Raw genomic sequence first — 25,205 nt, 5'->3', positions numbered from 1 at the left:
TAGTTCAATTTTAATATTGTTGTGTTATTAATTGCTGCCAGCCCCGGTAACCCCGGTCTGCCAATACGGTCTCACGGCAGGGTTCAATCGGTTGCTGGTCCCGTCTGAGTTCCCGCAACTGGTCCAGACTGCTAAAAATACCCGCACCCAAACCCGCCAGATAAGCGGCACCGAGCGCAGAATCATCCGGCCGTTCCGAGCGAAGCAGGGGCTTACCGGTCAAGGCAGCCAGCCAGCCGGTGACAAAGCTATTGGAACTGGCGCCGCCATTTATATGAAGTGCCTGCAAGGGGCGGGACGTATCTTTCTCCATGGCGGCGATCACATCTTTGATCTGGTACGGAATGGATTCCAGGGCGGCTCTGACAATATGGGCTTTGCTGCTGTCAAAACGCATGCCGCTGATCGAAGCTTTCCGGTCCATCTGCCAATGGGGGGATCCCAGGCCACTGAATGCAGGTATCAGGTATACCCCACCGTTATCGGGCACCGATTGCGCCATGGCAGCGGTCTCTGCATTGTCTCGAAAGAGTTCCAGTTCATTTTTCAACCATTCGATGGTCGCACCGCAGGTCACAATCACGCCTTCCAGCGCATAGTCGATCCTCCCTGGCAGGCTCCAGCAGATGGTGGTAACCATACCGTTGGCCGAAGCCACCGGGCTGGAACCAATATTCATCAGGATACTGCATCCTGTGCCCAGCGTGGCTTTGGCCGTACCCGGATCGAAACATCCGGCACCAAATGCCGCCGCATGTGAATCACCGATCATCGCAGTAATCGGCAGTTCCGCCGGCAGGAGTCCTTCCAACCGGGTGGTCCCGAACCTTGCAGCGGCTGGTTTAATTTCTGGTAACCGCAGCCGGGAACATTCAAAAAGCGCCAGCAGTTCCTGATCCCATTCACAGGTATGAATATTGAAGAACAGGGTTCGGCTGGCATTGCTATGATCCGTCGCATGGACCTTACCGTCCGTAAGCCGGAATAATAACCAGCTGTCCACTGTTCCAAAAAACGCATCTCCGGACTGAACCGCTTTTCGAACGGCTTCATCCTGGCGCAGGAGCCAGACCAGCTTGGTGGCTGAAAAATACGGATCAATAACCAAACCGGTTTTCTGCTGAACCAAGGCGGCATGTCCCTGCTGCCTGAGTTCATTGCAGATACCTACCGAACGGCGGCACTGCCAGACAATTGCGGGACAAAGCGGTTGACCCTGCCGGTCCCAGAGCAGAAAGGTTTCCCGCTGATTGGAAATTCCAATGGCACTGATATCACCCGGACCGATGCCGGCATGTGCTGCTGTTTGCAGACAGGCTTTCACGGCTTCCAGTAGATTGTTGTAGATAGACTCGGGCTGCTGTTCCACAAAACCTTCACCAAAAAACCGGCTTTCGAGTGTAACAGAACCCCTTGCCCGGACCTGACCGGCTTTATCTACCAATACAGCTTTAGTGCCGCTGGTTCCCTGATCTATGGATAAAATATAAGACATGAATCTCTCGCTGCTATTAAAAAATTAATTCCCGTCAGACACTATTCTTTCGGCGCGCCGACTCTGTCAATAACGACAGCCAGTAATATAACGGCGCCTTTTACCACCTGCTGCCAGAAAGGCGAAACATTCAGCAATACCAGTCCGTTATTGAGTACGCCTATAATGATCGCTCCCATCACGGTGCCCCAGACCGTACCCCGACCCCCATTGAGTGAAGTTCCACCAATAACGACGGCAGCGATTGCATCAAGTTCATAACTGATCCCGGCATTGGGTTGCGCCGAATCCAGCCGCGCAGTGACGATAATTCCGCCCAAAGCCGCCATGGCGCCCCCGAGTGCATAGACAATCATCTTTACCCGGGTAATCCGAATGCCTGAAAAACGGGCAGCTGTTTCATTACCGCCGATTGCATAAATGTAGCGGCCCAGCCGGGTCTGTGTGGTGATGAATACCGCCAGTAAAACTACTACGGCCGCCATCCATACCGGTACCGGAATGCCCAGCCAGTTACCGGAACCTATATAAGTAAACTGGGGTCCCAGATTGCTGATGGGCTGACCTTCGGTATACAACATGGTAAATCCCCGGGCAATGGTCAGCATGGCCAGGGTGGCTACGAAGGGCGGCACCCGGAACCGGGTAATCACCAGGCCGTTAAACCAGCCCAGCAGTGCACCCAGCAGCAAGGCCGCCAGTAGAACACCCAGAACGGTAAAACCGATATAAATACCGATACCATCGATCATGATGCCCTTTGTCAACAGACCGGCGGCCACTGCACCACAGAAGGCCAGAACCGAACCCACGGACAGGTCAATTCCCCCGGTTAATACTACGAGGGTCATCCCGGTTGCAATGCAGGTATTGACGGCGGTCTGCCGCAGTACATTCAATCCGTTATCGGCCGTAAAAAAAGTATCCGTAAACAGACTCAGGAGCACACATAATAAAATCAGTGCGATCAGCGACTGCAAATTCTTAAATTGTTGTTTGTACGTTATAGCAGACATCTTCGATTTTTAATTTTGATGAATGGCATGCTCCAGTAAAAGGGCTTCGGTAGCTACTTCGGCCGGCAGGTCCGCTGTCAGCCGGCCCTCACACATGACGATAATGCGATGTGACAATGCCAGTACTTCGGGGATTTCCGAAGAGACGACGATGACACCGACGCCGGATGATGCCAGCTGCTGAATTAATTTATAAATTTCCGCCTTTGCCGCCACGTCGATACCCCGGGTGGGCTCATCCAGCAACAGTACCCGGGGATGCCGGGCCAGCCATTTAGCCAGTACGATCTTCTGTTGATTACCACCACTGAGCTGGCGTACCGGGGATTCGGCCGAAGGCGCTTTGATACCCAGCTGGCCCATATAATCAGCGGTAAAAGCCTGCTCTTTTTTTCTGCCGATCCTGAGACCCCACTGTTCCAGCTGCCGCAGGATGGTAATACTCATATTGGAACGAAGTTTCAGGTCCACACAGAGCCCCTGTAATTTGCGGTCCTCCGGAATCAGCATAATGCCTGCATCAATCGCATCAGAAGGCCGGCGCAGTCGCAGTCGGTGTCCCTCCATCTGAACCGATCCGGATCCATGCTCCGGATGCAAACCAAAAATGGTTTCCATCAGTTCGGTACGTCCTGCACCCATGATACCATAGAGTCCCAGGATTTCTGCACGATGTAATGTCAGGTCGATATCCTTCAACAGGTCCTCGGCACTATTCTCAGGATGACGGAGCCGGATATTCCGCAGCTCCAGCAAAGGCTCCCTGATTTCCTGCGGGGCAGGCCTGGATTCGCTAACAATATTTCGTCCGGCCATCATAGTGACCAGTTTCTCACGGTTAATATCCCGGATGGAACCCTGACCCACAGTGACGCCGTCCCTTAACACGGTATAATCATCAGCAATTCGGAAAAGTTCGGACAGTTTATGTGAAATATAAGCGATGGCCTTGCCTTCCTTCTTCAGTTTTCCGATGATCTCAAACAGCTGTTCCGCTTCCCGGTCGGTTATGGCTGAAGTAGGTTCATCCATAATCAGCACTTCCGCCTTTCCATGCAGGGCTTTAGCGATTTCCACCAATTGCTGCTGTCCTACTTTGAGTTTATATACCGGCGTGGCCGGGTCCAGGTCCAGGTGAAGTCTGCTGAGTAGTTCCCGGGTGACCGTATGCATGGCCTTTTTATCCAACAGACCAATGGAATGGCGGATTTCCCGGCCCAGAAAAATATTATCACTGACGGACAGATAGGGTACCAGATTCAGTTCCTGATGGATAATGGCGATGCCTGCGTCTTCCGCTTCACGGGTGGACTGAAAACGTACCGGCTGGCCCTTATAAATCAGGCTGCCTTCATACTGGGTATAGACGCCTGAAAGAATTTTCATCAGCGTCGATTTCCCTGCGCCATTCTCTCCGATGACCGCAGTTACTTTTCCTGCGGTCAGGTCCAGATTTACCTGCTGCAGGGCTGTCACCTTACCAAAAGTCTTAACGATATTTTTAGCCGAAAGCATCAGGATTCTTTTCTAACGGTTACCGGAATAATTTCAAGGTCATTGAAATGCAGGTGGGCTTTATTGAGTTCAATAGCGCCGATGATTTCGATACGGTCTCCCACCCGCAGGTCTTTTCTAAAAGTGGGTATAACCTGTTCGCGAAGCCGCTGATTGAATGCTTCAGAGACCTGATTGAGCTGGCTGGTATTGGGAAAATCCTTCAGATCGATCAGGCCGGTGGCATCCCGGAAGGTATTCCCATAAACAAACTCTGTAACCAGGCTTGCTGATACCACAGGGTTCAGCGGGAGCGTCACCAGGACGGCATCTGTTCCGGTCGCTGTCACCTTTGCCCGGGTTTTGATCAGGGCATAGCGATAATTACCAATGGCCAGCGCATGGGTGTAGGTTTCAAACGTTCTTTCAGGATCCCGGGTCAGGCCCTCCTGCAGACTATCCAGGTCGACTGCGGATCCGATCCGGGCCTGTAAAGGTCCCTGCCAAATAGAATCAACATAGGCCGTTGCATCAAATCCAGCCGGTTTGAGCACCTGCAGTTTATCATAAGGTATAATATATACCGAATTATAACCCAGTAGCAGGATCAACGCGGCAAGCGCCAGATATTTAAATACTTTCTTCATCGGCTGGGACGTTTAAGGATTGTATTATTGGGCACCATAGGCCGCATAGTCTTCAATATTCTTTTGGGTTACCAGCTCCACTGCGACGGGAACCTTTCGGGGAAAATCTCTGCGGCCTTTTATATAACCGTCGGCAAATTCTGCAGCCGTAAATGCCATCACCTGAGGGAACTGCATCCCGGTAGCCTGGATTTTACCTTCATTAATAGCCTGAACTACATCACTGGCACCATCAAAACCGAAAACCTTGACGCTGGACGCCTTACCCGCGGATAGCAGGGCCTGATAAGCACCCATTGCCATGGCGTCATTACCGCAGAATACTCCATCGATATCGGGATGTGCCTGCAGTACCGATTCCATCACTTCCATGGCTTTGTTTCGGTCAAAGTCCGCACTTTGCTGCGCTACCATCTTCAGACCGGGATAATGGTCTGCCACGCTGTGAAAACCCTGGGAACGGGCCCAGGTATTGTTATCCCCTACCAGTCCCAGCAGTTCCACATAGTTACCGGTTTTATTCAGCTGCTGCACAAAATATTTTCCAATGGCTACGGCGCCGGAATAACTATCAGACAGAATCTGTGAAGTGGCCGCATCCAGTGAATTGATTTCGCGGTCCATACAGAATACCGGAATGCCGGCATTTGTGGCCTTACGAACATTGGCGACCGAACCATCCGCATCCGTTGGATTGAACAGGATCGCATCAAACCCTTCGACAATAATATTATCGAAGTGATCACTTTCCAGTGCCGAATTATTCTGGCTGTCAAAAAGGCGGGTCTCGTAACCCAATGACTGGGCTTTAGCCGCTGCCTGTTCGCCCAGGTAGACAAACCAGGGATTGTTCAGGGTAGAAATCACAATGGCCATTCGATGACCGGCTTTTCCTTTCGGACTTTGTCCGCAACCTGCCAGCAGCAGGAAGGCCCATACACCTATCATCCAGTTTAATCGCATCATTGGGGAATTTCAGTGATCCTTACAGCCAGATAGGGCTGTAAAGGCAATCTAATTTTCTTATGGTCTTTATCAAAAAAACGGTAATCCTGCTGATCGCCTAACTCGAAGACTTCATTTACCGGCCGGACGGTCATTTCCCAGGTATCAAGTATTTCCACCCGGTATTTTCCTCCCTGCTTCGGTGATGCAAAACTGCCGTTTTTGGCGGGAATATTAAAAGTCCAGCTGTCCTGGATTTCTTTCCCGAAGTAAATCAGGTACTGGTTGCCGCCACAGGATGCGGTCTGCAGGTCCCGGCTGATATCTGCAGGTTCAGGCGGCGCCGGGCAGGCTTGCAGGACCTGCCGTATAAAAGCGGCTCTTTTCCAGCTGCTGCCCTTAAACACCCCTCCCTTGGCCCAGAAAATCGTATCGGTGGCATCCCGGAACATATAAGCTTCCCCATGGGTCACATATACCCCGCCGATCAGTCCCATCCACATCAGGTGGTTCATTTCCTGACCACTGTAGCGCCCCCAGCGGGAAGACAGATTGCCTTCATAGCCCACTTCATCCAGCACTACCGGCTTCTTATAAATCTGCCGCAGCAGCGCGGCAGCACCCCAGTTACGCACCGGTGCCTCATCCTGTACACTGACATGGGTAAAACAGGGCAGCCAGTAATTAAAATAAGTAGCGGTACTGCCATGAATAGACAGCAGGTGCCCGTAAGGGTCCTTCTCCGCAATATGTTCTGCCAGGCGGACCCAGTCATCCTGGCTGCGTGCTTTGACATAATCCCATTCATTGGCCAGGGACCACCAGATATTCTGAAAAGCACCGAGGCGGGCAATCAGGTAATCAAGATACCGGAGGTTTACTTCCATCGGCAGGGCGTCAAAGCCCCAGCGACCTTTATCATAAGGATGAAATAATATAAGATCTGCCTGAATACCCAGGGCATTCAGCGAGTCTATCTGGGCTTCCAGTATCCGGAAAAATTCGGTATCAAATCTTTGCAGGTCCCATCCGCCGGAAGTTTTTGGGAAAGGATAAATACGGGGCTCTTCCTTAACCAGATTATAATTTTTTGGAAAAACACAGAACCGGAGCTTGTTGAATCCCGATTGCCTGAGTGAAGAAAGCGTAAGTTTTTGTATGCCCGTCTCCATATGATTCCAGGCATAGGCGGTAGTACCGACCGGATAAAAATAGGATCCGTTGGCATACTTAAAGTTATGTGCACCACTGACCCGGACCATCCCCCGCTGACTGCTGTCCTTCTCGGATTTAAAACTGCCATTTTTGCCATCGAGCGCGGGGAGGTTGGAATGGGTCTCATAATACCAGGTCCCGGCGAGAAAAGGCATAAACCGAATTACAAATTGGTCATTGCCATCATAAAACCCGGAAACGGTCACGGTGGTATCCTTTGTGTGGAAGCTGGCGGTGAATTGTACCTCCGTAAATGGATTGCCCTTAAAGGGGGCGGTATATACCATCTCTACCCGCGACCAGCAATTTACATCTGGCGTTGCCCGCAGGCTGGTAACAGAGATCAGCCCTCCCAGCAGTAGTAAAATTGCCCGAAATTTCAGGCCGGAGCGGTATGGTATCGTTATATTTTTTTTCATTATCTGCAAGCCTTCCCGAATTTAGGATAGCCCCGGATCATTAGAGCAGGCTTTTTGCCGCCTGGGCTATGCCATCGGCACTGATGCCATAGTGATTTAATATTTCCGTCTGGGAACCCGTAACCGTATATTCATCCGGGAGCCCCATAATTTTAAAAGGTTTGGCCATTCCGCGTTGCAGCAAATAAGCAGCACAGGCCTCGCCCAGTCCCCCGTTCACGCTGTGCTCCTCAATTGTCAGCAGGGCACGGCATTGTAAAGCCGAAGCGGCTAACAGTTCGGTATCCAGTGGTTTAATGGTATGCATAGAAATGACGCGCACACCAATCTGACTTTCCGCAAGCAATGCGGCCGCTTCCAGGGCCGGATAGACCGTTTCGCCGCAGGCAATGATCGCCAGATCAGTCCCTTCACGGATGACCCTTCCGCGGCCGAATCTAAAAACCTCACCATCCGGTTCCTTCAGCAGGGGCATCGGTTTTTTTCCGAAACGCAAATAAACAGGATGAGGGGTTGCCGCCGCCAGTTCAATGGCACGGGCCGTCTCCCAGTTATCAGCCGGTGCTACCACCGTCAGGTTATGGATGGCCCGGAGCGCGGCATAATCGTGCAAACTGTGATGGGTACTGCCCAGGGCGCCATAACTTACTCCGGCGCTGATGCCGATCAGGTTGACCGGGTTATCACTGTAAGCTACATCGTTTTTGATCTGTTCCAGGGCCCGGGCACTGAGAAAACAGGCCGGTGAAGTGGCAAACACTTTTTTACCACAGGATGCCAGCCCGGCGGCTACCCCCACCAGATTCTGTTCCGCAATACCTACTTCAACGATCTGATGAGGGAAGCGCTGGCCGAAAGGCACAAGTTTACCCGAGCCCCTGCTATCACTGGTGACTGCCACAATATTACGGTCGGCGGCCGCCAGCTCCTGCAGGGTCTCCGAAAACACTTCCAGGTTGGCTTTATAGTATGCACTTACTATTGCTGGTGAAACGGACATCTTACTTTCTTATTTTTCGATAATTATTATCTAAACTATTGAATACCCGATAAAGCCTGATCAAGTTCCTCGATGGCCTGCTGATACTGTTCCGGGGAAGGGACCCCGTGATGCCATTTCAATACGTTCTCCATATAGCTTACCCCCTTGCCTTTGGTCGTATGTGCCAGCAGGAGACTGGGCTTACCAGACTCAAACGGCAACTGCCCCAGCTGCGCTTTCAGCGCTTCCACATCATTACCATCGACCTCATGGACCGACCAACCGAAACTGCGCCATTTCTCATCCAGGGGATCCGTATTGCAGACCTGCGCTGTAGGCGCCGTAATTTGCAGGCTGTTCTTGTCCACGATGGCACAAAGATTATCCAGCCCGTAATGAGCTGCGGTTAAGGCAGCTTCCCAGTTGCTGCCTTCGGGCATTTCCCCATCGCCCATCAGTGTAAATACCTTGTAATTTTTTTCGTCCATTTTTGCCGCCAGTGCCGTTCCCACTGCAATGGGCAAGCCATGTCCCAGTGCACCTGTGTTCTGTTCGACGCCGTTCACCTTTCGGGTGGGATGGCCGATATAATGCGATTGATACTGGCAAAGGGTTTCCAGATCAGCTTCCGGGAAAAATCCTTTATCCGCCAGCACGACATACAATGCTTCTACAGTATGTCCCTTACTCTGGATATAACGATCCCGATCAGGGTCTCCGAAATTTTCCGGGCTGACATTCAGGATATCATTATAAAGTACGTTTAAGATATCTGTGCAGGACAGGCTGCCACCGGTATGTCCGGCACCGGCTCCTACAATATACTTCAGTATATTTTTTCGATACTGTATGGACTTTTGTTGTAATTCTTTTATTGTCATAACCGCTTTTTCTCCGATTCTACTAATGAACATAAGTGGACCAGCCCATATAATTTTCCAGGGCTTCTTTCAGGATCCCTGCAGTCCGGCTCGCATTCATCACTACATGATGCTCGAAACCGTTCCGGCAGACATATTGCATCAATGCCTGTAAGTTATTGATTTGCGCTACTGCCCGATTGCCAAATGTATTCAGCGGATCGTCAGTCAACTTACCCTCTCCCACGTAGGCTTTAATGACTCCATTAACATCATCGGTGGTGATCCGGCCATAAGTAAGTGGCATAGCAGGGCTGCGTCCATCCAGTGCGCCCCAGGTATTCTCTACGCCCAGTGTCGAGCCCAGTATGGGCGCATTACTGATCTGTATATCCGGTAGAAAGGATTTGGCCCAGTTGCCACAATGGAACAATACGCATTTACTATCGTCGCCCGCATAATTATTATTCCAGTCCACCAGCGCGCTGGGACTGCCGCTGGCCAGCTGCATGGCATACATGCTCAGCGTTCCGGTTACATCCACCTCACAGGCACTGGGTAACATATTCTCACTAAGCATACTCATGCTGGTACAAACATTACATCCAAAATTTTGCTGCAGTGAAGTCCAGCATTGTATTGCGGTACAATCCAGCGCCTGTTCCTGCATAAACTGCCGGAGTACGACATCCAGTTTTGCAATCTGCAGCAACCGGTCCGGCGGGGTCTTTCCGGTGGGTGTATAATCTGCAATCTGCTGCAGGGCATCTTTCACGGCAGTATCTTCATTGGAGAGACTGCCCGCCCTGCCCAGTATCTCTGACAGGTCTACAGTTTCCACAGAAATACCATGACGTTGTAGGATTTTCTCGCTGTACCGAACAGTATTAAAACCGCCGGGACGGGCTCCGATTGCACCAATACGCAATTTCCGCAGGCCTTTTACGACCCGGCAAACAGCGATAAAATCCTGAAGCTCTTTGGTAAAGATTTCTTCCGATGGATGTACGACATGTTTTTCGGTGAGGCTGTATTTAATCCCGAACTGATAAAAATTATTGCAAACGGAAATCTTGCCACACCAGGCATCACGCCGGTTGACAACATCCAGTTTATCCAGTTGATCCGGATAAGCCATCACCAGTACCGGCACATTCAAACCCGATAATTTGATGGTCTGGGCCACGCCTTTTTCATCTCCGAAGTTTGGCAGCACGACCAGTATACCGTCAATGCGCTCCGCATGCGCTTTAAACAACGCCGCGCAGACTTCTGCATCACGATAGGTTTCCACGCCCCCGAGTTTGGTTGCCGATTCGTCCGGCATAACCGCCTCAACCCCCAGTGTATCGAATAGGGCAGTTATATCCTTTCGGGCCTCTGTGACCAGATGATCTGGAAAAAAATTTCTGTTACCGATAATAACGGCAAGAGTGGGCAAGCCTTTTTTACTCATACTGTTTTTTTTACTGGATCGAATCCGGAGCGGCCTGCAACCGTTCCGGCCACCTGCTCCTTCAGCAGTTCCAAAATACTCAAGTCTGCAGGAAAGAGCAATTTTTAGTAATATTTGACAACTATATAATAAGTATTTACAGGCAGTTAACCCCCTTGACGGGAAGCAGTTATAAGTGCAACTTTACCAGTCGTAACCGCTCCTGTTCAACGAAGGTCTGTACTGCGGAAATAGGACAGCCGATAGGCTGCCGGTCTGTCTTTGTCACCGGCGCCCGGAAGATCATACATCTGGTCGGTGGGAGTATCTGCATTAGGAAAACGGCGTATGCCTCCTGTTCTGAAAACCACCTGGTGCACCTGATGTATGGGCGCAAAAACGATATTATTATTCGGCCGGGATCCGTTAATGGAAATGGTATAAAAACGCGTCCTTGTATTCAACTCAATTTTTATTTCATAGGATTTCCCCGCTTCATAGTTGCCGATCGCCCTGTCCCGGTAGCCTGCTTTGGTCAGAATCTGACCCGTGGAATCGAAACTGATACGGATGCAGGGCGTATTATGACGATCCTGTACCTCGATGTCCAGGCGCCCCTGCTGCTTCTGCTCCGGCGTGACACTGAATTCCAGTTTGATCCTGGAACTCGCTGGAACCGTCCTGACCAGTTTCGCAAAATCAAAAGGATCCTGATCCTGCAGGTACAAGGCGTTTTTCCCGTCAAATTGCTGAATCGAAACCGGAGCCCAGAGCGGGCTGTAAATATTCCATTCAGTCAGGTCACTCAGCTGCGAGACCTTTGAAAAATCGTCTTTTGCGTCAATTGTAACTGAATCTTTTACGGGCACCGGAATGGACGCAATCCAGATATCTTCCTTGTTCATGCTGTAGGTTACCCAGGCATTACCATCGGGTGGATGACCATTCATCTCCTGAATCCCTCTGACATACTGCGGGCCATAGGATTTGTAATTGCCCCCATAACGCATGGACGTAATCTCTCCGTTAATCAGCAACAAATTATTATAGTTCAGTCCGTCCTGGCTCACGGAGGCGGCCAGGGGCCAGCGAAATTCAGAAGGATTGTAAACAGTGAGATAACGGCCATCGGAGGTTTGCTGTCCCCATATCTTGGCATTGGAATTCACAAATCCCGGCGCCCGAAGTGGGCTGAACTGCCAGCTTCGGCCTTCATCAGTGGAAATGCTGGTCAGGGCATGTTTCCAGAAACCCACAACCCTCCTGTCCTTAAGATGATAGTAACTAAAAGCTTTCAGTTCTTTTTTTAAAGGAATCAGTGGATCATTCCTGTCTGATTCTTCCACCCATTGTTGCAACTGCAGTGGTTGTGCGAGTAATTCGTCACAGGCGGCAACAAAAGCCTTATCCTTTGATTTTTTATAAAAAGGATAACGCGTATTCTTCTGATTAAAATCGTGATTATAATGTATGAAATATACCGGTCCGAAGCTTCCGTCGGCCTTAATTTCCCGTACCACGCGGCCAATGCCGTTTCCGTCATTGGGATCATCCTTGGGGTACAGGGCAATACCGTAATATCCCAGTGCCAGTAATTTATTATTACGGGCGGTATAGAATCCCATACGCTGATGCATCACCGCATCGATATTACGAGCAATTGCTGTATCACCTTCCTTATGAAAGCCATTGGGAATACGGTAGGGTTCGAAAACCGTGACCGGCTCGCTCCAGTGGTATCCATCTTCGGAATGCAGCAGGTAAGTGGCGCCCGGGGCAATATGTTCGCCTACCGGATTGCTTAGAAAATGCAGGTAAAAGCGATGGTTCCAGTAAGCCAGCATGGGCTGGTGGTTATAGGTCCAGTTCATCCCCCCGGCCAACTCAGGATGCTGGCGGTTGGCGCGGAAGACCTGAATATTATGTACGCCCACCGCGGGTGTCAACTGACCATGGTGGTAGTCCACATTTACGAGGGTACGGCCCCGGTAGCGGGCGGTATCCTGTTGCGCTGATAATTCAAGAACCAAAACCATGCAGAGCAACAGCCCTGTAATACTCTTTTTCATATTTTGTTTTTACGCCGTTTCGAACACGATTTATTCCGTCTCTGGCCGGTCCAGCTTTTCCAGCAAATCGATCAGAAACTTTCGTTTTACCGGTACAAGCGTTCCGTGTTTATGCCCCTCGGGTATCGATATTTTATTGTTTGCGGACTCGAAACTCTTAAAATCACGGGTAGACAGGGCTTCATAGGTTTTCTTGCGGTAGGCATCAAAATATATCAGCCATTGATCGCCTACTTTGACCGTATTGGGTCCTTCAGTAAACTGCTCAGTTATGGGACTGGAAATATCCTTCCATGGTCCCATCGGAGAATTACCAAAAGCAACTTTCACATTACGTTCAGGCCGGGTATTATCCTTTAATACAAGGACATAATCATTGGTTCCGCGCTTGACGATCTGCGCGTCTATGATACTGAATCCCGGATCGAGATATAATTTTGTGGGTGTAAAGGTCTTGAAATCTTTTGTCCGGGTATAATACAAGCGGTGATTATTGCTGTCGGGCTCCAGTCCTCTTTCGAAACGTCCCGGAATGGTGCTGGCCCAGAGTATGATATAGTCTTTTTGCTGATCGTCGTAAAAGAGTTCCGGTGCCCAGGCATTCAACGCGCCGGCTTCATATTCCATTACAGGAATATGCTGTTGCGGGCTCCAGTGGAGCAGGTCCCTGGATGCGGCATACCCAATACCCTGGTCAGCTTTCCAGCTGGTCGTCCAGACCAGGTGAAAAGTACCGTCCGGCCCCTGAACCATGGAGGGATCCCGCATCACCTTCTGGGTGCCAACTTCAGGTCTGAGCAGGACCGTATCCAGATCAGTCCAATGGTAACCGTCAAAACTATAAAGCAACCTGAGACCGGCATCAGCCGGTTCATGAAAGGAAGTGAACAGGTAAGCCTTATTGGAACAGGACAGGCTGGCCCAGCAAATAAGAACCAGTAACGAAAACTGCTTAATCATGATTGTATCCGATTGTGTTTTATTTTGAAATGATCAGAACCCAGTCATTGCCTTCTGCCGGACTTCCCGGAGGGTCAAACTCCGCTTGATCATCCGTGGACCTGCTAAACGCCTGCTGATGCCCGTCTGCAGGACGGAACCAGTTGAACTTTCCGGGTTGAAAGCCCAGACGGGATAAATCCAGCTGGAAATTTCTTCCGGTATAAGTATATACCAGCGCATAGTCCTTTCCTTTGGTCGCCAGCAGGTATTCATATTTTTCTCCGGTATTATCGAGAATCAGGTCCTGCGCCGGCTGCCGGCTGTAATAATCCCGTTCCATTATTAAGTTCTTCAGGAAGTGCATCTGGGTAGCACCGGGTGCATGAATAGCCTGCTTCCAGTTACTATAGACGCCAAAATTGGCATCTGCATCTCCCATGGTATTGAACTGCATTACTGCATTTTCTCCATAAGTAAAACCTGCGGCACCGGCAAAGACACTCCAGTAGGCATAACGACGGAGATCGGCGTCCGTCCAACGGGGTTGCAGGCTGTCGTGCAAACCATGCGGGATATTTTCGTAAGAAGGTTCGCCATCCAGCACCGGTTTTGTCGGTTGCAGCTGATAATCATGTGCCACATAGCGCCAGTTATCTTCACCAAAATGGTGCTTTTCCTTCGCACTGGTATCCTGGGCATAAGTCCGGTGACCGCTTTGAAACATATTAAAATCCAGCCATTCCTGATCATGAAACCAGTCGGTAGACGAATACCTGCCGCGGGGATGATAGGTCATCAGATGATTCGGATCCTGTTTTTTGATGCTGGATCCTAATGCCAGCCAGAAGTCTGTCTTTTCATCACCGGGTATATCACCACCGTTCAACCAGATAATATTGCTGTAACCACCAAGTTGCTGCGCCAGAAACGAACCATACTGTTTACCAGCTTCGGCAGTTACCTTTCCATCTTTAGCCGCTGAACCCCAGACCGGCACAAGGGCCAAATAAATGCCCCGCCGGGCTGCTTCCTGAACAACAAAAGCTACATGGTCCCAGTAATCGTATTGCAGGCTGTCCTGAAAAGAATTACCGGGGGTCTGAATCGGACGGGTAATATCGCCATCCTGCAGGGCCGCATCACCATAAACATTCCGGGCTTCCAGGGTGTGGAGCAGCATCACCTGAATCACATTAAAGCCCTGCTGCTGCCGGATGTCCAGGTATTCGAGCGTTTCTTCCCGGCTGCATTTCAGCAATAACAGCCAACCGGTATCCCCCAGCCAGAAAAATGGCTTTCCACCGGCCTCGAAATAGTGTGGATTGGAAGCTACCTGCAGTGGCGGAAGCGCCTGGTCTTTTACATCGTTACACGCTAACAAGAACATAGCAATTACCAAAGACAAGCCTGTATTTTTAATTAGATTCATATTGACCGCATTTACCGGAAAAACTGCTCCGGCGCTATTGCCATAAAGTAACAAAATACATGCTGCAACAGCGCCGGAACGGTAAATATTTCCAGTATAATGAAAATTTTCTCTAGTAAGAAAGCACTTAATAGCCGGTATTCTGTCCGAATTCCGGCGCATTGGTGATCGCATCGAGAAACATCTGAGGTATTGGCCTCAGTGCGTGAAAAGGCTGAACCAATGGGATATCCTTATTATATGTTTTTACATAATCATAGAGTTTTCCGGTCCTTTTTAAATCGAACCACCGCAGGTGCTCCCCACAGAGCTCCCGGGCTTTTTCTTCCAGAATAAAATCCAGATTCAGTTGTGCATCAGTAACCTGCATATCCGCTTCATGCCCGGACACTGCTGCGCGGCTTCTAATAACATTAATCAGCTCAAGGGCATGTGAACGGGAACCACCAGACATTAAAAGTTCGGCTTCTGCTGCTATGAAATACATTTCAGGCAGACGCATCGTAATAACGTCCTTGGTGCCAAAGTTCGAATTCGGAGCCGGCAGATTGGGATCATTGAACTTCATCAATGAGGGATAGCAGATATTAAACCGCGCATTCGTTGTTACCTTTCCATTCTGATACAAATCATCAATGTCGACAACAGCGTAGGGTTTGTTTCGCTTATCGGCTACCGAATTCTTGGTATACAAAAGCGCCAGTTCACCTGCATGAAGTGTCTGGCCAACCATAGAGGCGGGCTTTTCATATGCTGCCAGATCATCAGCTGTCCAGCTATAGGAGGACTGATTCAGATAGTATTCCTCCCGAAACCAGTCTTTGTACCGGGCATCAATTGACGCATCGTAAAGTTCCAGCAAATGTCGGGTGGGCATCAATCCCATAGATCCTGGTTTTGCATTATTATCATTACCGTAATATAGATCCTGCACCATACCTGCTTTAGCTGAATATTTTGCCTTATACCACATATGCAATCTATTTGGATTTTTGGGTTGGGGATTCAACGTCTCTTCCGTGGAATGTGTAACAACAAACAAGGCCTCCTTATTAGATTTGTTATTCGCAGGAGCAAATACGTCCGCCGGTGTGCTGTATAAGGACACTTTTAATTCCGACTGATGATCAATCACGTACATCGCGGCCTCTTTAGCCATCTGGTAGAATTTATCCTTCTCGGCCTGAGCGGTTTCATAAGCGACCCGCGTTAAAGCTATCCTGGCCTTGAGTCCGTATGCGGCTTTCAGGGTCGCACGGCCCACATCGGATGCAGGTAGAGGATCCACCGGCAGATTGCCGATGGCCGCATCCACATCCGCCAGCATCAGGTCATAAAAATCCGAAACCGGACTTCTGTATGCAGTCATAACAGCCGTTTTGGTTTCTTCTGTTCTGAGGTCCACGCCCCCATAGAATTCAACCAAATGCCAATAAGAATAGGCCCTTAAAAAATGTAATTCACCTTTACGCGCTTTCTTCTCATTCTGGTCATTGTATGGAACGTTATCGATCCGGTTGATTCCAGCATTGCAATAGTTGATGATTTCATATAGCCGGTTCCAGGTATTTCTGATCTGGCCAGTACTAGCCGTCAGTTCTTCGTACTTGGTCATCTGCCTGCCATAGCCCCCATTGGCGATATTAATCCATAGATCGGTTCCGCCTTCAGTCAACATCACGATATCTTCACGCCCGTAAAACTGGCCGCCGTAATTGACATAGGCAGAATTCACCAACGTGTTTAAACCTTCGGGTGTTCCGAACACAACTTCGGCTGTTGTGCCGCCTGGGTTATATTCCTTCAAACTACAGGAATCCAGAACAAATATAAGTCCAGCTGACAGTAAAAAAAGTCGTATATATTGATTCAATATTTGATTCATCGCTAAGATTTTTAATTTTAAGAAGTCCTGTTTTATAGATTTAAGTTCACGCCCAACACAAATTGTCGTTGCAGTGGAGATTTGGCGGAACCGCCTCTTTCCGGATCGTAGTTCTGAACCAGGTGACTTCTTGAGATCGTATAAATATTATTACCCGACAGGTACAAACGCAAACCGGATAACCATTGATTCTTCATATTCTTCACCGGTAGAGTATATCCCAGTGTAACAGTCTTCAACTTGATATAGGATGCGTCTACGTAATTCAATGCCTGATAGCCCCGGTAGTTATAAAAATTTGTCAAATCCGGACGAGGAAAATCATTCGACGGATTCTCTGGTGTCCAATAGTCCAAATAAGCAGGCTGATTACCCTTACCTTGCGGATCATAAGCCGCCGTAAGATCGTAGGCCATCATATGCCCCCAACGGCCGATTAAATAAATATTAATATCAAAGTCTCCTATCGTAAATTGGTTGTTCAAACCGGCGGTCCAGCGGGGTGAAGTTGTCCCGATATAGGTAACATCATTGGTTTCATCAATGATAAAATCACCATTCAAGTCAGCCAGTTTGATGTCCCCCGGTTTAAATGATTGGGTTTTAGCTTCATCCTTGAAATACTTGGCAGCTTCATCCGCTTCGTCTGTCTGCCAGATTCCGAGTCTTTTAAATGTATAAAATGAACTCAAGGGTCTGCCTATTAAAAGGGTTTCGGTTTCGCGTGTTGTCGCTCCGATGATGTCACGGCCATCGACCAGATCGGTGATCTTTTCCTTATTGGCGGCAAAAGTGAACCCGGTGGTCCATTTGAATTGCTCCTTTTTCACATTAACAGTATTGAGCATAATCTCAAAACCCTTGTTATTAGTAGCCCCTATGTTCTGATAAATTTGAAAGGGTGTATTGTTGCCACTGCCCATCGAGGTAGGAAGAGTGCGCGGTAACAGAATGTCTTTGGTAGTCGTATTATAAAAATCCACACTACCCGTCAGCCGGTTATCGAAGAAACCAAAGTCCAAGCCGATATTCGTCGCAGCGGAACGCTCCCAACCCAGATCCACATTCCCCAGAAAAGAATTGTAAACATAATAAGTATATCCCTGATCCTGGAAAGCCGCATTGGCCATTGCATAAAGGAAGGACTGAGTACCATACTCACTAATGCCGGAATTCCCCGTCATCCCCCAGCTTACCCGAAGTTTCAGCTCGTTGATTTTTTCATTGCCGGAAAACCAGTCCTCATCAATGATCCGCCAAGCAGCAGCTGCGCTCGGAAAGGCAGCCCATTTATGGCCTTCTGCCAGCCGGGAAGCGCCGTCCCAACGATTTGACAGGGTTAGCAGGTATTTACCTTTATAATTATAATTTAATCTGGCGGCATAGGAAAATGTCTGACTTTGGATATAACCTGACCGGATTACATAGGAAGTCTTATCATTGGCTGCTAGGTTATGCCATAGTTGACTGGGTATAAGCTGTCCAGAACCCTCACTGTAGGAACTTCGGAATTTAGATTGTGTCCAGGATGTAAGACCAGTAAAGGCAAAATTGTGCTCTCCCAGCGACTTGTTGTAATTAACGATATTATCCCAGGTAATGAATAATTTTTCACTGGATAAAATGGAGGCCAGTGCGTCATCAAAAAGTCCCGCACGGTCAATGGAATTGGCTCCCTGGAACTCGGAATTTCTCCTAAAACTAAAATTAGTACCCAAATTGGATCGGAGAGACAATCCTTCCAATGGTTTTAACTCAGCATATCCATTTGCCTGAATATTGGTCGTGAGCTGCTGATATTTTGCCGTATACTCACTGGCTTCGTCTGCCAGGGGGCTCACCTTTCCTGAAGTACCAATTGGCCACAGATTAACTTGTCCATCTGCTGTATAAGGCAATCCCAAGGGTTCATTAGTAGCAGCACGCCATAAAACATTCTCTGCGCGTTCGTATCCTGCATAATGTGTCAGATTGGCGGTAGCTCCAGTTTTAAACATTTTACTGAAATTATGATCTACCGCCGTTCTTAGGTTATACTTATTTAGTATATCATCTTTAAGAGACCCTTTCTCCCTGTAATATCCAGCTGACAGAAGGCCAGTGGTCTTCGCATTGCCGCCAGATACTGAAACCTGATGACTTTGTACCATACCATTATGTATTACTTCGTCTACCCAGTCCACCCATTGGTTATTCTGAATGGCGGTCCATTCCTGAGGAGTAAACAGGGTCTGATCATCATCTGGTGAAGACCACTGACCGGCGGTCTTAGCAGCCTCCCTTCGTAATGCTATATAGTCTTCCCCCGTTCTCATTTCAGGATACTGAAACCAGCCATTTACACCAACATAGGCATTGTAAGATATTCTTGGCTTCCCCGATTGCCCCCTTTTGGTGGTAATGATAATTACCCCATTGGCCCCCTGGGAGCCATAAATTGCAGTCGAAGAGGCATCTTTCATCACATCAATCGATTCTATTTCCTGAGGTGGAATATCAGAAATATTGCCTCCCTGAACTCCATCAATAATCACCAGAGGATTATTGGCGATCAGATTGCCGTACTCGTCTTCAGCGTCGGAAAGAGAGCGCTTTCCCCGAATATTCATTGTGAGACCAGAATTGGCCTTTCCTGAATTACGGACAATATCCAGACCCGGCACTTGTCCCTGTAAAGCTTCCATCGCATTCTGTGCAGGAGATCGCAGAATACCTTCTGCTTTTATCGAAGACACTGACCCAGTCAAATCACGTTTTTTAACGGTACCATAGCCAATCACTACTACTTCATCTAAATTTTGAGCGGAAGCCACGAGAACGATATCTACTACTGTCTGGTTCGACACCACAGTTTCCTGAGGTTCATAATCCACCGCAGAAAATACCAAAACATCTCCAGGATTGGCATTGATCGAAAACTGGCCTTCCGCATTGGTAACCGTACCGACCTGTGAACCTTTGACCGTCACTGAAATATTGGCCAGCGGTGCCCCATCGGCATTGCGGACAGTACCGGTAATGGTCTGCTGCATTAGAGCCGTATAGGCCTCATCCGGAGCAATTACCACCTTGGTTCCTTCTATAATTTTCCAAGTCAACTGCTGACCCATAAATACTTTTTCTAAAATCTCCTCTATTCGGGCATTTACGGCGGATATGTAAACCGGCTTATTGAGTTGCAATCTGTTATTGCTATAGTAAAATGAATAATCAGATTGCCTTTCAATCTGTTTGAAAAGGCCCAATAAAGTAGTTTCCTGTGCCGAAATGTTCAGCAGTGACTGTCCGAAATTGGTGGCCGAAACATGCAAGGCCACTAGTAACATTATAGCCATTAATTTCATAACAAGCAGAGTTTTCCGGAGGCGACGATGCCTCTTTGGAATTGTTTTTTGCATAACTTTGAGTGGTTTTAATTTCAAAATGGCTCAGAAGATTTCTTCTGATGCTGTTTACCGGGGAGAATGTTGGCGCATTCTCCTTTTTCTAATTAAGAATATTTCAATTTTACATACGCAATCATTTTAAGTATCCGCATTATCTGATGATCAGTTCGTGATCTTTTAATTGATAGTCGATGGGATTCGATAAATTGAGGATTTCCAGCAATCGTTCAAGATCCTCCTTTTTAAAATTACCTGTGTAGTGCTGCTGTTTGTATTTATCAGAGAGAAATCGTACCGATATACCAAAACTCCGTTCCAGTTCATGGGCGATTTCTTCCAGCGGTTTGTCGACAAATACCAGTTTGTCTTCCATCCATGCAGTTTCAGCTATTTCAGTTTGAAGCCTTGTAAATTTAGTAACGGAGACCCGGAAATCCGTGGCAGCAGAATCCACCTTTGCAGTTACCGGTATCACCGCAACTTTCTGCGAAGGTTCCAGCTCCAGCTTACTGGCCGGATGCCGGTTAACATACATTTCTATTTTCCCCTGCAATAAAGTGGCTTCCCAGGTCTCATCAGAATAATTCTTAATATTGAACCGGGTACCCAATACCTTTACGGTGGCCTTATCCGTATGTACAATAAAAGGCATTTTTGCATTATGGGCCACATCAAAGAAGGCTTCACCCGTCAGGGTCACATGGCGGGACCGGATATTGAAATCGTTGCCATATTCCAGATGACTGTCGGCATTCAGGTAGACGATGGTGCCATCCGGGAGTGTGAGTTTCGATTTGGAACTAACAGGCGTTTGCGCAAGATCCGCCGATGGCTGTTTATCTGCGGGCTCCTGATACCACCCGGGCCACAAGGCCACGAATAACAACAGGCCTGCCGCTGCTGTCAGCAGGATGCTGCGTATACGCCTGACAGGCCGATGTCCTGCTCCGCTGAGATCCAGCGGGCCGGCAGCATGTTCTTTATCTGCGTACATCATCCTGACATACTGGGCCGCATAAGCCTGGTCGGTAGCATCTTTTTCTACCTCACTGTTATGGATCGGATTATCCAACAGGTGATCATGGAACGTGCTGAAATCCGGGAACTGCTCCAAATAGGCATCCAATTCCCGCAGCTCTTCGGGCCTGGCCGATCCGGACAGCTTTCTTGCTATCAGGTCAAATATCCTGTTATGTAATTGCTTATCGCTCATTATGGCAGCTTCCTGTAGTATAAGACAGAAAAAACAAGCACTGCCGTGAAAAGGATCGGAAATTATTTTTCTGGCTGGCGATAATGATCCAGCGCCGTTTTGAGCTTTCTTAAAGCGAGACGCATATGGGTTTCGGTGGTATTGCGGGAAATTCCCATGACGGCAGTAACCTGTTCGTGCGTCAGTCCGTACTCCCGGATCAGCCGAAATACCAACCTGCATTTTTCAGGTAGTTGTTCGACAGCATGCTGCATATACCGGTGCATTTCTGAATAAATAAAGTCCGATTCCGGTGACCCGCACTGCTGCTGTTGTTGTTGTTCACACAGGCCATCTGTAAGCCGATCGTTCCGGAGCCGGCGGCTGTCGAGGTAGTTGAGGCAGGCATTCCGGGTCGCCTTAAATAAATAGAGCTTGAGGTCCTTGATAAGTGCCATCTGATCCCGTCTGATCCAGATTTTCAGCAGGACATCAGCCGCCATCTCTTCCGCCACTTCATGATCACCCAGGATATGAAATGAGAAACGCTTCAGCAGGGGATGAAAATAATAAAACAACTTTCGGTACGCCCTTTCATCTGCGTAAACTGCCAAATGGTGCTGCAGCAAGTCAATATGTTCCTGATCATTCAAATTCAATGAAGCATTTATCGTTAGTATTTTTCGCCTACTATTTTCGAATCCAGATCAAACAGGCGGCCTTTGGCAATTTCAGGTGTTGCATACTGCCTCCTTTAATTTTTTGGGCCTTCCCAATGATCGTACCCGTATTCAGATCAATATAAGAGAGGCTCAGATTGCCGGGTAAATGACTCAGATCCAGGTCCATGTCATTCTTTCCATACAAAATAAGACCGTTTTTATCTTCGATCGCAAAAGTCTTGTACTGATCCGTAGCATGCATTCGGGTTCCGGCAGCCAGCAGTTTCGGGTCTGTGGCTGGAGGCAGCACCGGAAGCGAACCACCTGCCATAAAGACCGCCCATCCGTACTGATCCGCATTTACTGCATTATACAGAACAGCTTTTTCCGGATAAGCATCCCGGTACTCCCTAACTGCACGATATACCTGCTCGAAGGAACTGGATTTGGGTTTGAGTAACCTAGCCCATTGGCGGGGAGCCAGATGTTTCCCGCCGGCAGGGGCATATACGGAACCATCGGCCTGATAATGCCAGTATTCAATGTTAATCACATCGATCAGGTTGGTATAGGCCGGATTTTTCAGTATCGCATCCTGTACATCCTTGGTCGTACTCAGGCCCACCCATTGCTTTTGCGCCTTAGCGTGTTGTTGCTTCCATTGGCCAATGGTTTGCAACCAGAATTCAACAAAAGGCAACGGTCCGGTATATTCTTCACTGATAAAATGTATGACGGAGCCACTGCCGCTGAAATTGTCCAGGCATCGTTCAATATATTGCCTGTGCAGATCATTTCGTGCAGCATTAGTTACATCATAGAACTGTCCATCGTAAAATATCCGCTTTTCCCCTGCATAATGTACCGGTTCGGTGAAACCCGTCTGATTGATATTGTTCGCCGTCCGCCAGGGAAAATCCGCATAATGGGCTCCGGCTTCTATAATATTGTGTTGAAAATAATGCTGGTAGATCAACACCAGACCCTCTTGATCCGCCAGATCCGCGAAATCCTGCATTCGTTTAAAATACCAGCTGTTATATCGGGTGAGATCATATTTACTTAATCCATCCCAGGCAGAATCGATACCACTTCGGGCAAAGGGCAATTCATAAAAGGGTGCCCATACATCACCGTCCATACGGCGGATTCGTTCATGATCATCGCGACGCCGTTCATACCAGAGTCCGTAATGCTGATTCAATGCTACAATATGATGGGCTTTCATGGAGTCAACAACACCAGTCAACTCATCAGTAAGACCGGGACCGACTCTTCCGGGAACAAACCGGGTGATGGCCATATTCTGGGCGGCTTTTCGGAGATCAGTTGCTTCGCTGCCTCCCGACCACCAGGGTACGCCCTTTACTTTTCCAGTCAGGAGTATATTACCTTTTGCCAACCGACCGCCTACCAGTTCCATAGGTACTTCCGGCGCGCGGCCCTCCTTTTTTTGTTGACTAAGGGCCGATGGAGCGATCGTTCTGGCACCTTGATGGGTAGTCGGTATGGGCTGTCTCAGCGCTGCCCCGACAATCCAGTCTTTCATGAGTGGTTTGGGGCGGAAGGCTTCCTGGTTCAATTGCGCGGCTGCTTCGACAGTCGGACTGCTGGAGGCCTCTCCGCCTATGCCCAGTACCGAAGCACGTTCACTGAAGTCCTGAGATAATCTTTGCGAAAGCTGGGCATAAAAGAAGCTTCTGGGACTGACATGGTTATTGGATTCTGCCCAGAACCCCCGACCGGCAAACTGGCTCCAGGAACCATAAGACCAGTTCTGGGCAGTAGGCGGTCGAGCACATTCTATCAGGGCTGCGGAACAGTTCCAGAAAAAACAGTTTGCACCTGTCCATCCGGCACCTTTTCCATCCTGGCCGCGATTGCCAACGCGGATGGCATTACCGTCCACTTCAACAATATCGAATAAAATGCCGGAGGCCCACATGCCTGTTGTTCCACTGAAACTATAAGGCCGAATGGAAACACATTGCACAAAAGCATTGGGACCGGCCGCACCGTATCCCGCACTGAAATCATGATATCCCTGTTCGGCATAACAGCGTTGAAACAGCGTTTGCTGTCCCCGTGTAAAAAAGGTATTGCGTCTTTCGCCACCAATCTCTGAGACAGGGGCGGTAGATATACAATCTTCAACGGTGACCCGACGGGCGGTTTCATTAATATGGACTGCCGAACCCGCAAAATGTTTGAAACTGACCTGGCGCACCCAGGCATCCATAACATCATCCATGGTAATGGCAATCCAGTTATGTTCTTCATCTTTGGGGTTCTGCTTATTATAATCTGAAGCCAGGCTGATATTTTCGATACCTACCTGTTGAATCCGGCCTGGCCAGTCATATTTATGCACGGTTCCACCTCCGTAACGCTGGTCCAGAGCGGTGGTTAACGGTGCATCTATTTCAATGGTATTACCGTTAACTCGAGTAATTATTCGATCAAAATGCAGGTCAATGTCGCCCGGCTTCCAACCCAGCGCAGAAATGCCGCCGCCAAAACTTTGAGTTCCCAACAGGTCAATCCATGCCTGTGTGGATGGGCGGGTAATGGTAATCGCATCTCCTGGCTTTAAACCGCTGGCAGATGCTACCCGGAATTGCATCGCATTGACCGGAACATATCCATCGGTAATCCTGATGCCTTGAGCATCCTCTTTTTTGTCTTTCCTGCCCTGTATCCTGATCAGGCCGTTTCGCTGAATCCCGGTGCCCAAAATCAATGTCTGGTCCTGCGCACCAAACCCCCTCAAAACAATGCCCGAAGCCCGGATCACCAGCGAACCGGACAGTTGATACACACCCCGGGATAACAAAACCGTCCCCCGAAACCCGTTGGCGTCAACCGGCAGGGCGGCCGCCTCATCCAGGGCATGCTGTAGGATAGCGGTTGCATCACCTTTGACAGGTGGCACCAGGATTTTTACCGGAACGTTCGGAATGGCTTGCTCCGAAGCTTTATAGCCGGCATAGGAATAATCCGGTATGCGGTCACCCGTCACTGTATCCGGATGATAAATCAGCCGCCCCTTTTGAATTTCTACAGGCAGTACCGGTTTGGGCGGTTTAGGCTTTTGCGCAGCCAACTGCTGAAATAACAAACTGCAGCAAATAA

17 protein-coding genes are annotated in these 25,205 nt (G+C 48.9%); all 17 read right to left on the bottom strand.

Translation table 11 applies throughout. The annotated features are described in order from the left end of the window. Positions 1-10 precede the first annotated feature (10 nt). The 17 genes from ACYVI9_RS12365 to ACYVI9_RS12285 all read right to left on the bottom strand — a co-directional run bounded on the left by ACYVI9_RS12365 (position 11) and on the right by ACYVI9_RS12285 (position 25,176). Positions 11-1,495 carry an FGGY family carbohydrate kinase gene (locus ACYVI9_RS12365; protein ID WP_460764879.1) on the bottom strand — a complete coding sequence of 495 codons (1,485 nt, stop codon included), beginning with the start codon at positions 1,493-1,495 and terminating at the stop codon, positions 11-13. A 41-nt stretch (positions 1,496-1,536) separates the two neighbouring features. Beyond that, positions 1,537-2,511 (bottom strand): ABC transporter permease, encoded by a 975-nt coding sequence (locus ACYVI9_RS12360; RefSeq protein ID WP_460764878.1) that lies wholly within the window; start codon positions 2,509-2,511, stop codon positions 1,537-1,539. A 9-nt stretch (positions 2,512-2,520) separates the two neighbouring features. Then, positions 2,521-4,026 carry a sugar ABC transporter ATP-binding protein gene (locus tag ACYVI9_RS12355; RefSeq protein ID WP_460764877.1) on the bottom strand — a complete coding sequence of 502 codons (1,506 nt, stop codon included), beginning with the start codon at positions 4,024-4,026 and terminating at the stop codon, positions 2,521-2,523. After that, complete coding sequence (locus tag ACYVI9_RS12350; protein WP_460764876.1) at positions 4,026-4,652, bottom strand: DUF2291 domain-containing protein; 627 nt, start codon at positions 4,650-4,652, stop codon at positions 4,026-4,028. The genes ACYVI9_RS12355 and ACYVI9_RS12350 overlap by 1 nt, the downstream gene beginning before the upstream one ends. Before the next feature lie 24 nt (positions 4,653-4,676). After that, on the bottom strand, positions 4,677-5,618 hold the full coding sequence (locus tag ACYVI9_RS12345) for a substrate-binding domain-containing protein (protein ID WP_460764875.1): 942 nt from the start codon (positions 5,616-5,618) through the stop codon (positions 4,677-4,679). Then, entirely contained in the window at positions 5,615-7,231 is a 1,617-nt protein-coding gene (locus ACYVI9_RS12340) for a DUF5060 domain-containing protein (protein WP_460764874.1), read from the bottom strand. The genes ACYVI9_RS12345 and ACYVI9_RS12340 overlap by 4 nt, the downstream gene beginning before the upstream one ends. A 40-nt stretch (positions 7,232-7,271) precedes the next feature. Continuing rightward, positions 7,272-8,231, bottom strand: coding sequence for a transketolase family protein (locus tag ACYVI9_RS12335; protein ID WP_460764873.1), 960 nt, complete (start codon positions 8,229-8,231; stop codon positions 7,272-7,274). Positions 8,232-8,266: 35 nt separating this feature from the next. Further along, complete coding sequence (locus ACYVI9_RS12330) at positions 8,267-9,094, bottom strand: transketolase (RefSeq protein ID WP_460764872.1); 828 nt, start codon at positions 9,092-9,094, stop codon at positions 8,267-8,269. Between the two features lie 22 nt (positions 9,095-9,116). Then, positions 9,117-10,529 (bottom strand): L-fucose/L-arabinose isomerase family protein, encoded by a 1,413-nt coding sequence (locus ACYVI9_RS12325; RefSeq protein ID WP_460764871.1) that lies wholly within the window; start codon positions 10,527-10,529, stop codon positions 9,117-9,119. Between the two features lie 206 nt (positions 10,530-10,735). Continuing rightward, positions 10,736-12,577, bottom strand: a complete 1,842-nt coding sequence (locus ACYVI9_RS12320) for an exo-alpha-sialidase (RefSeq protein WP_460764870.1) — start codon at positions 12,575-12,577, stop codon at positions 10,736-10,738. Between the two features lie 30 nt (positions 12,578-12,607). Continuing rightward, entirely contained in the window at positions 12,608-13,537 is a 930-nt protein-coding gene (locus tag ACYVI9_RS12315) for a glycoside hydrolase family 43 protein (RefSeq protein WP_460764869.1), read from the bottom strand. A 19-nt stretch (positions 13,538-13,556) separates the two neighbouring features. Beyond that, positions 13,557-14,948 (bottom strand): glycoside hydrolase family 140 protein, encoded by a 1,392-nt coding sequence (locus ACYVI9_RS12310; RefSeq protein ID WP_460764868.1) that lies wholly within the window; start codon positions 14,946-14,948, stop codon positions 13,557-13,559. Between the two features lie 127 nt (positions 14,949-15,075). Next, entirely contained in the window at positions 15,076-16,833 is a 1,758-nt protein-coding gene (locus ACYVI9_RS12305) for a RagB/SusD family nutrient uptake outer membrane protein (RefSeq protein WP_460764867.1), read from the bottom strand. 32 nt (positions 16,834-16,865) lie between these two features. Then, complete coding sequence (locus ACYVI9_RS12300) at positions 16,866-20,177, bottom strand: SusC/RagA family TonB-linked outer membrane protein (protein ID WP_460764866.1); 3,312 nt, start codon at positions 20,175-20,177, stop codon at positions 16,866-16,868. Positions 20,178-20,370: 193 nt separating this feature from the next. Further along, the gene (locus tag ACYVI9_RS12295; protein WP_460764865.1) at positions 20,371-21,432 is read right to left on the bottom strand and encodes a FecR family protein; all 1,062 of its coding nucleotides are present in this window, start codon (positions 21,430-21,432) and stop codon (positions 20,371-20,373) included. A 62-nt stretch (positions 21,433-21,494) separates the two neighbouring features. Then, positions 21,495-22,064, bottom strand: coding sequence for an RNA polymerase sigma-70 factor (locus ACYVI9_RS12290; protein WP_460764864.1), 570 nt, complete (start codon positions 22,062-22,064; stop codon positions 21,495-21,497). Positions 22,065-22,101: 37 nt separating this feature from the next. Further along, positions 22,102-25,176 (bottom strand): DUF6298 domain-containing protein, encoded by a 3,075-nt coding sequence (locus ACYVI9_RS12285; protein WP_460764863.1) that lies wholly within the window; start codon positions 25,174-25,176, stop codon positions 22,102-22,104. Positions 25,177-25,205: the final 29 nt, after the last annotated feature.

This window comes from Niabella terrae, from assembly GCF_054783135.1.
The sequence above is the reverse complement of the archived record's forward strand: the minus strand, read 5'-3'. Positions and strand labels throughout refer to the sequence as shown.

Excerpts from the sequence above, each read along its gene's own strand:
- ACYVI9_RS12345 (WP_460764875.1), bottom strand. The coding sequence starts at position 5,618 with ATGATGCGATTAAACTGGATGATAGGTGTATGGGCCTTCCTGCTGCTG.
- ACYVI9_RS12315 (WP_460764869.1), bottom strand. The coding sequence starts at position 13,537 with ATGATTAAGCAGTTTTCGTTACTGGTTCTTATTTGCTGGGCCAGCCTG.
- ACYVI9_RS12305 (WP_460764867.1), bottom strand. The coding sequence starts at position 16,833 with ATGAATCAAATATTGAATCAATATATACGACTTTTTTTACTGTCAGCT.
- ACYVI9_RS12335 (WP_460764873.1), bottom strand. The coding sequence starts at position 8,231 with ATGTCCGTTTCACCAGCAATAGTAAGTGCATACTATAAAGCCAACCTG.
- ACYVI9_RS12320 (WP_460764870.1), bottom strand. The coding sequence starts at position 12,577 with ATGAAAAAGAGTATTACAGGGCTGTTGCTCTGCATGGTTTTGGTTCTT.
- ACYVI9_RS12330 (WP_460764872.1), bottom strand. The coding sequence starts at position 9,094 with ATGACAATAAAAGAATTACAACAAAAGTCCATACAGTATCGAAAAAAT.
- ACYVI9_RS12360 (WP_460764878.1), bottom strand. The coding sequence starts at position 2,511 with ATGTCTGCTATAACGTACAAACAACAATTTAAGAATTTGCAGTCGCTG.
- ACYVI9_RS12340 (WP_460764874.1), bottom strand. The coding sequence starts at position 7,231 with ATGAAAAAAAATATAACGATACCATACCGCTCCGGCCTGAAATTTCGG.
- ACYVI9_RS12355 (WP_460764877.1), bottom strand. The coding sequence starts at position 4,026 with ATGCTTTCGGCTAAAAATATCGTTAAGACTTTTGGTAAGGTGACAGCC.
- ACYVI9_RS12350 (WP_460764876.1), bottom strand. The coding sequence starts at position 4,652 with ATGAAGAAAGTATTTAAATATCTGGCGCTTGCCGCGTTGATCCTGCTA.
- ACYVI9_RS12300 (WP_460764866.1), bottom strand. The coding sequence starts at position 20,177 with ATGAAATTAATGGCTATAATGTTACTAGTGGCCTTGCATGTTTCGGCC.
- ACYVI9_RS12325 (WP_460764871.1), bottom strand. The coding sequence starts at position 10,529 with ATGAGTAAAAAAGGCTTGCCCACTCTTGCCGTTATTATCGGTAACAGA.
- ACYVI9_RS12365 (WP_460764879.1), bottom strand. The coding sequence starts at position 1,495 with ATGTCTTATATTTTATCCATAGATCAGGGAACCAGCGGCACTAAAGCT.
- ACYVI9_RS12310 (WP_460764868.1), bottom strand. The coding sequence starts at position 14,948 with ATGAATCTAATTAAAAATACAGGCTTGTCTTTGGTAATTGCTATGTTC.
- ACYVI9_RS12295 (WP_460764865.1), bottom strand. The coding sequence starts at position 21,432 with ATGAGCGATAAGCAATTACATAACAGGATATTTGACCTGATAGCAAGA.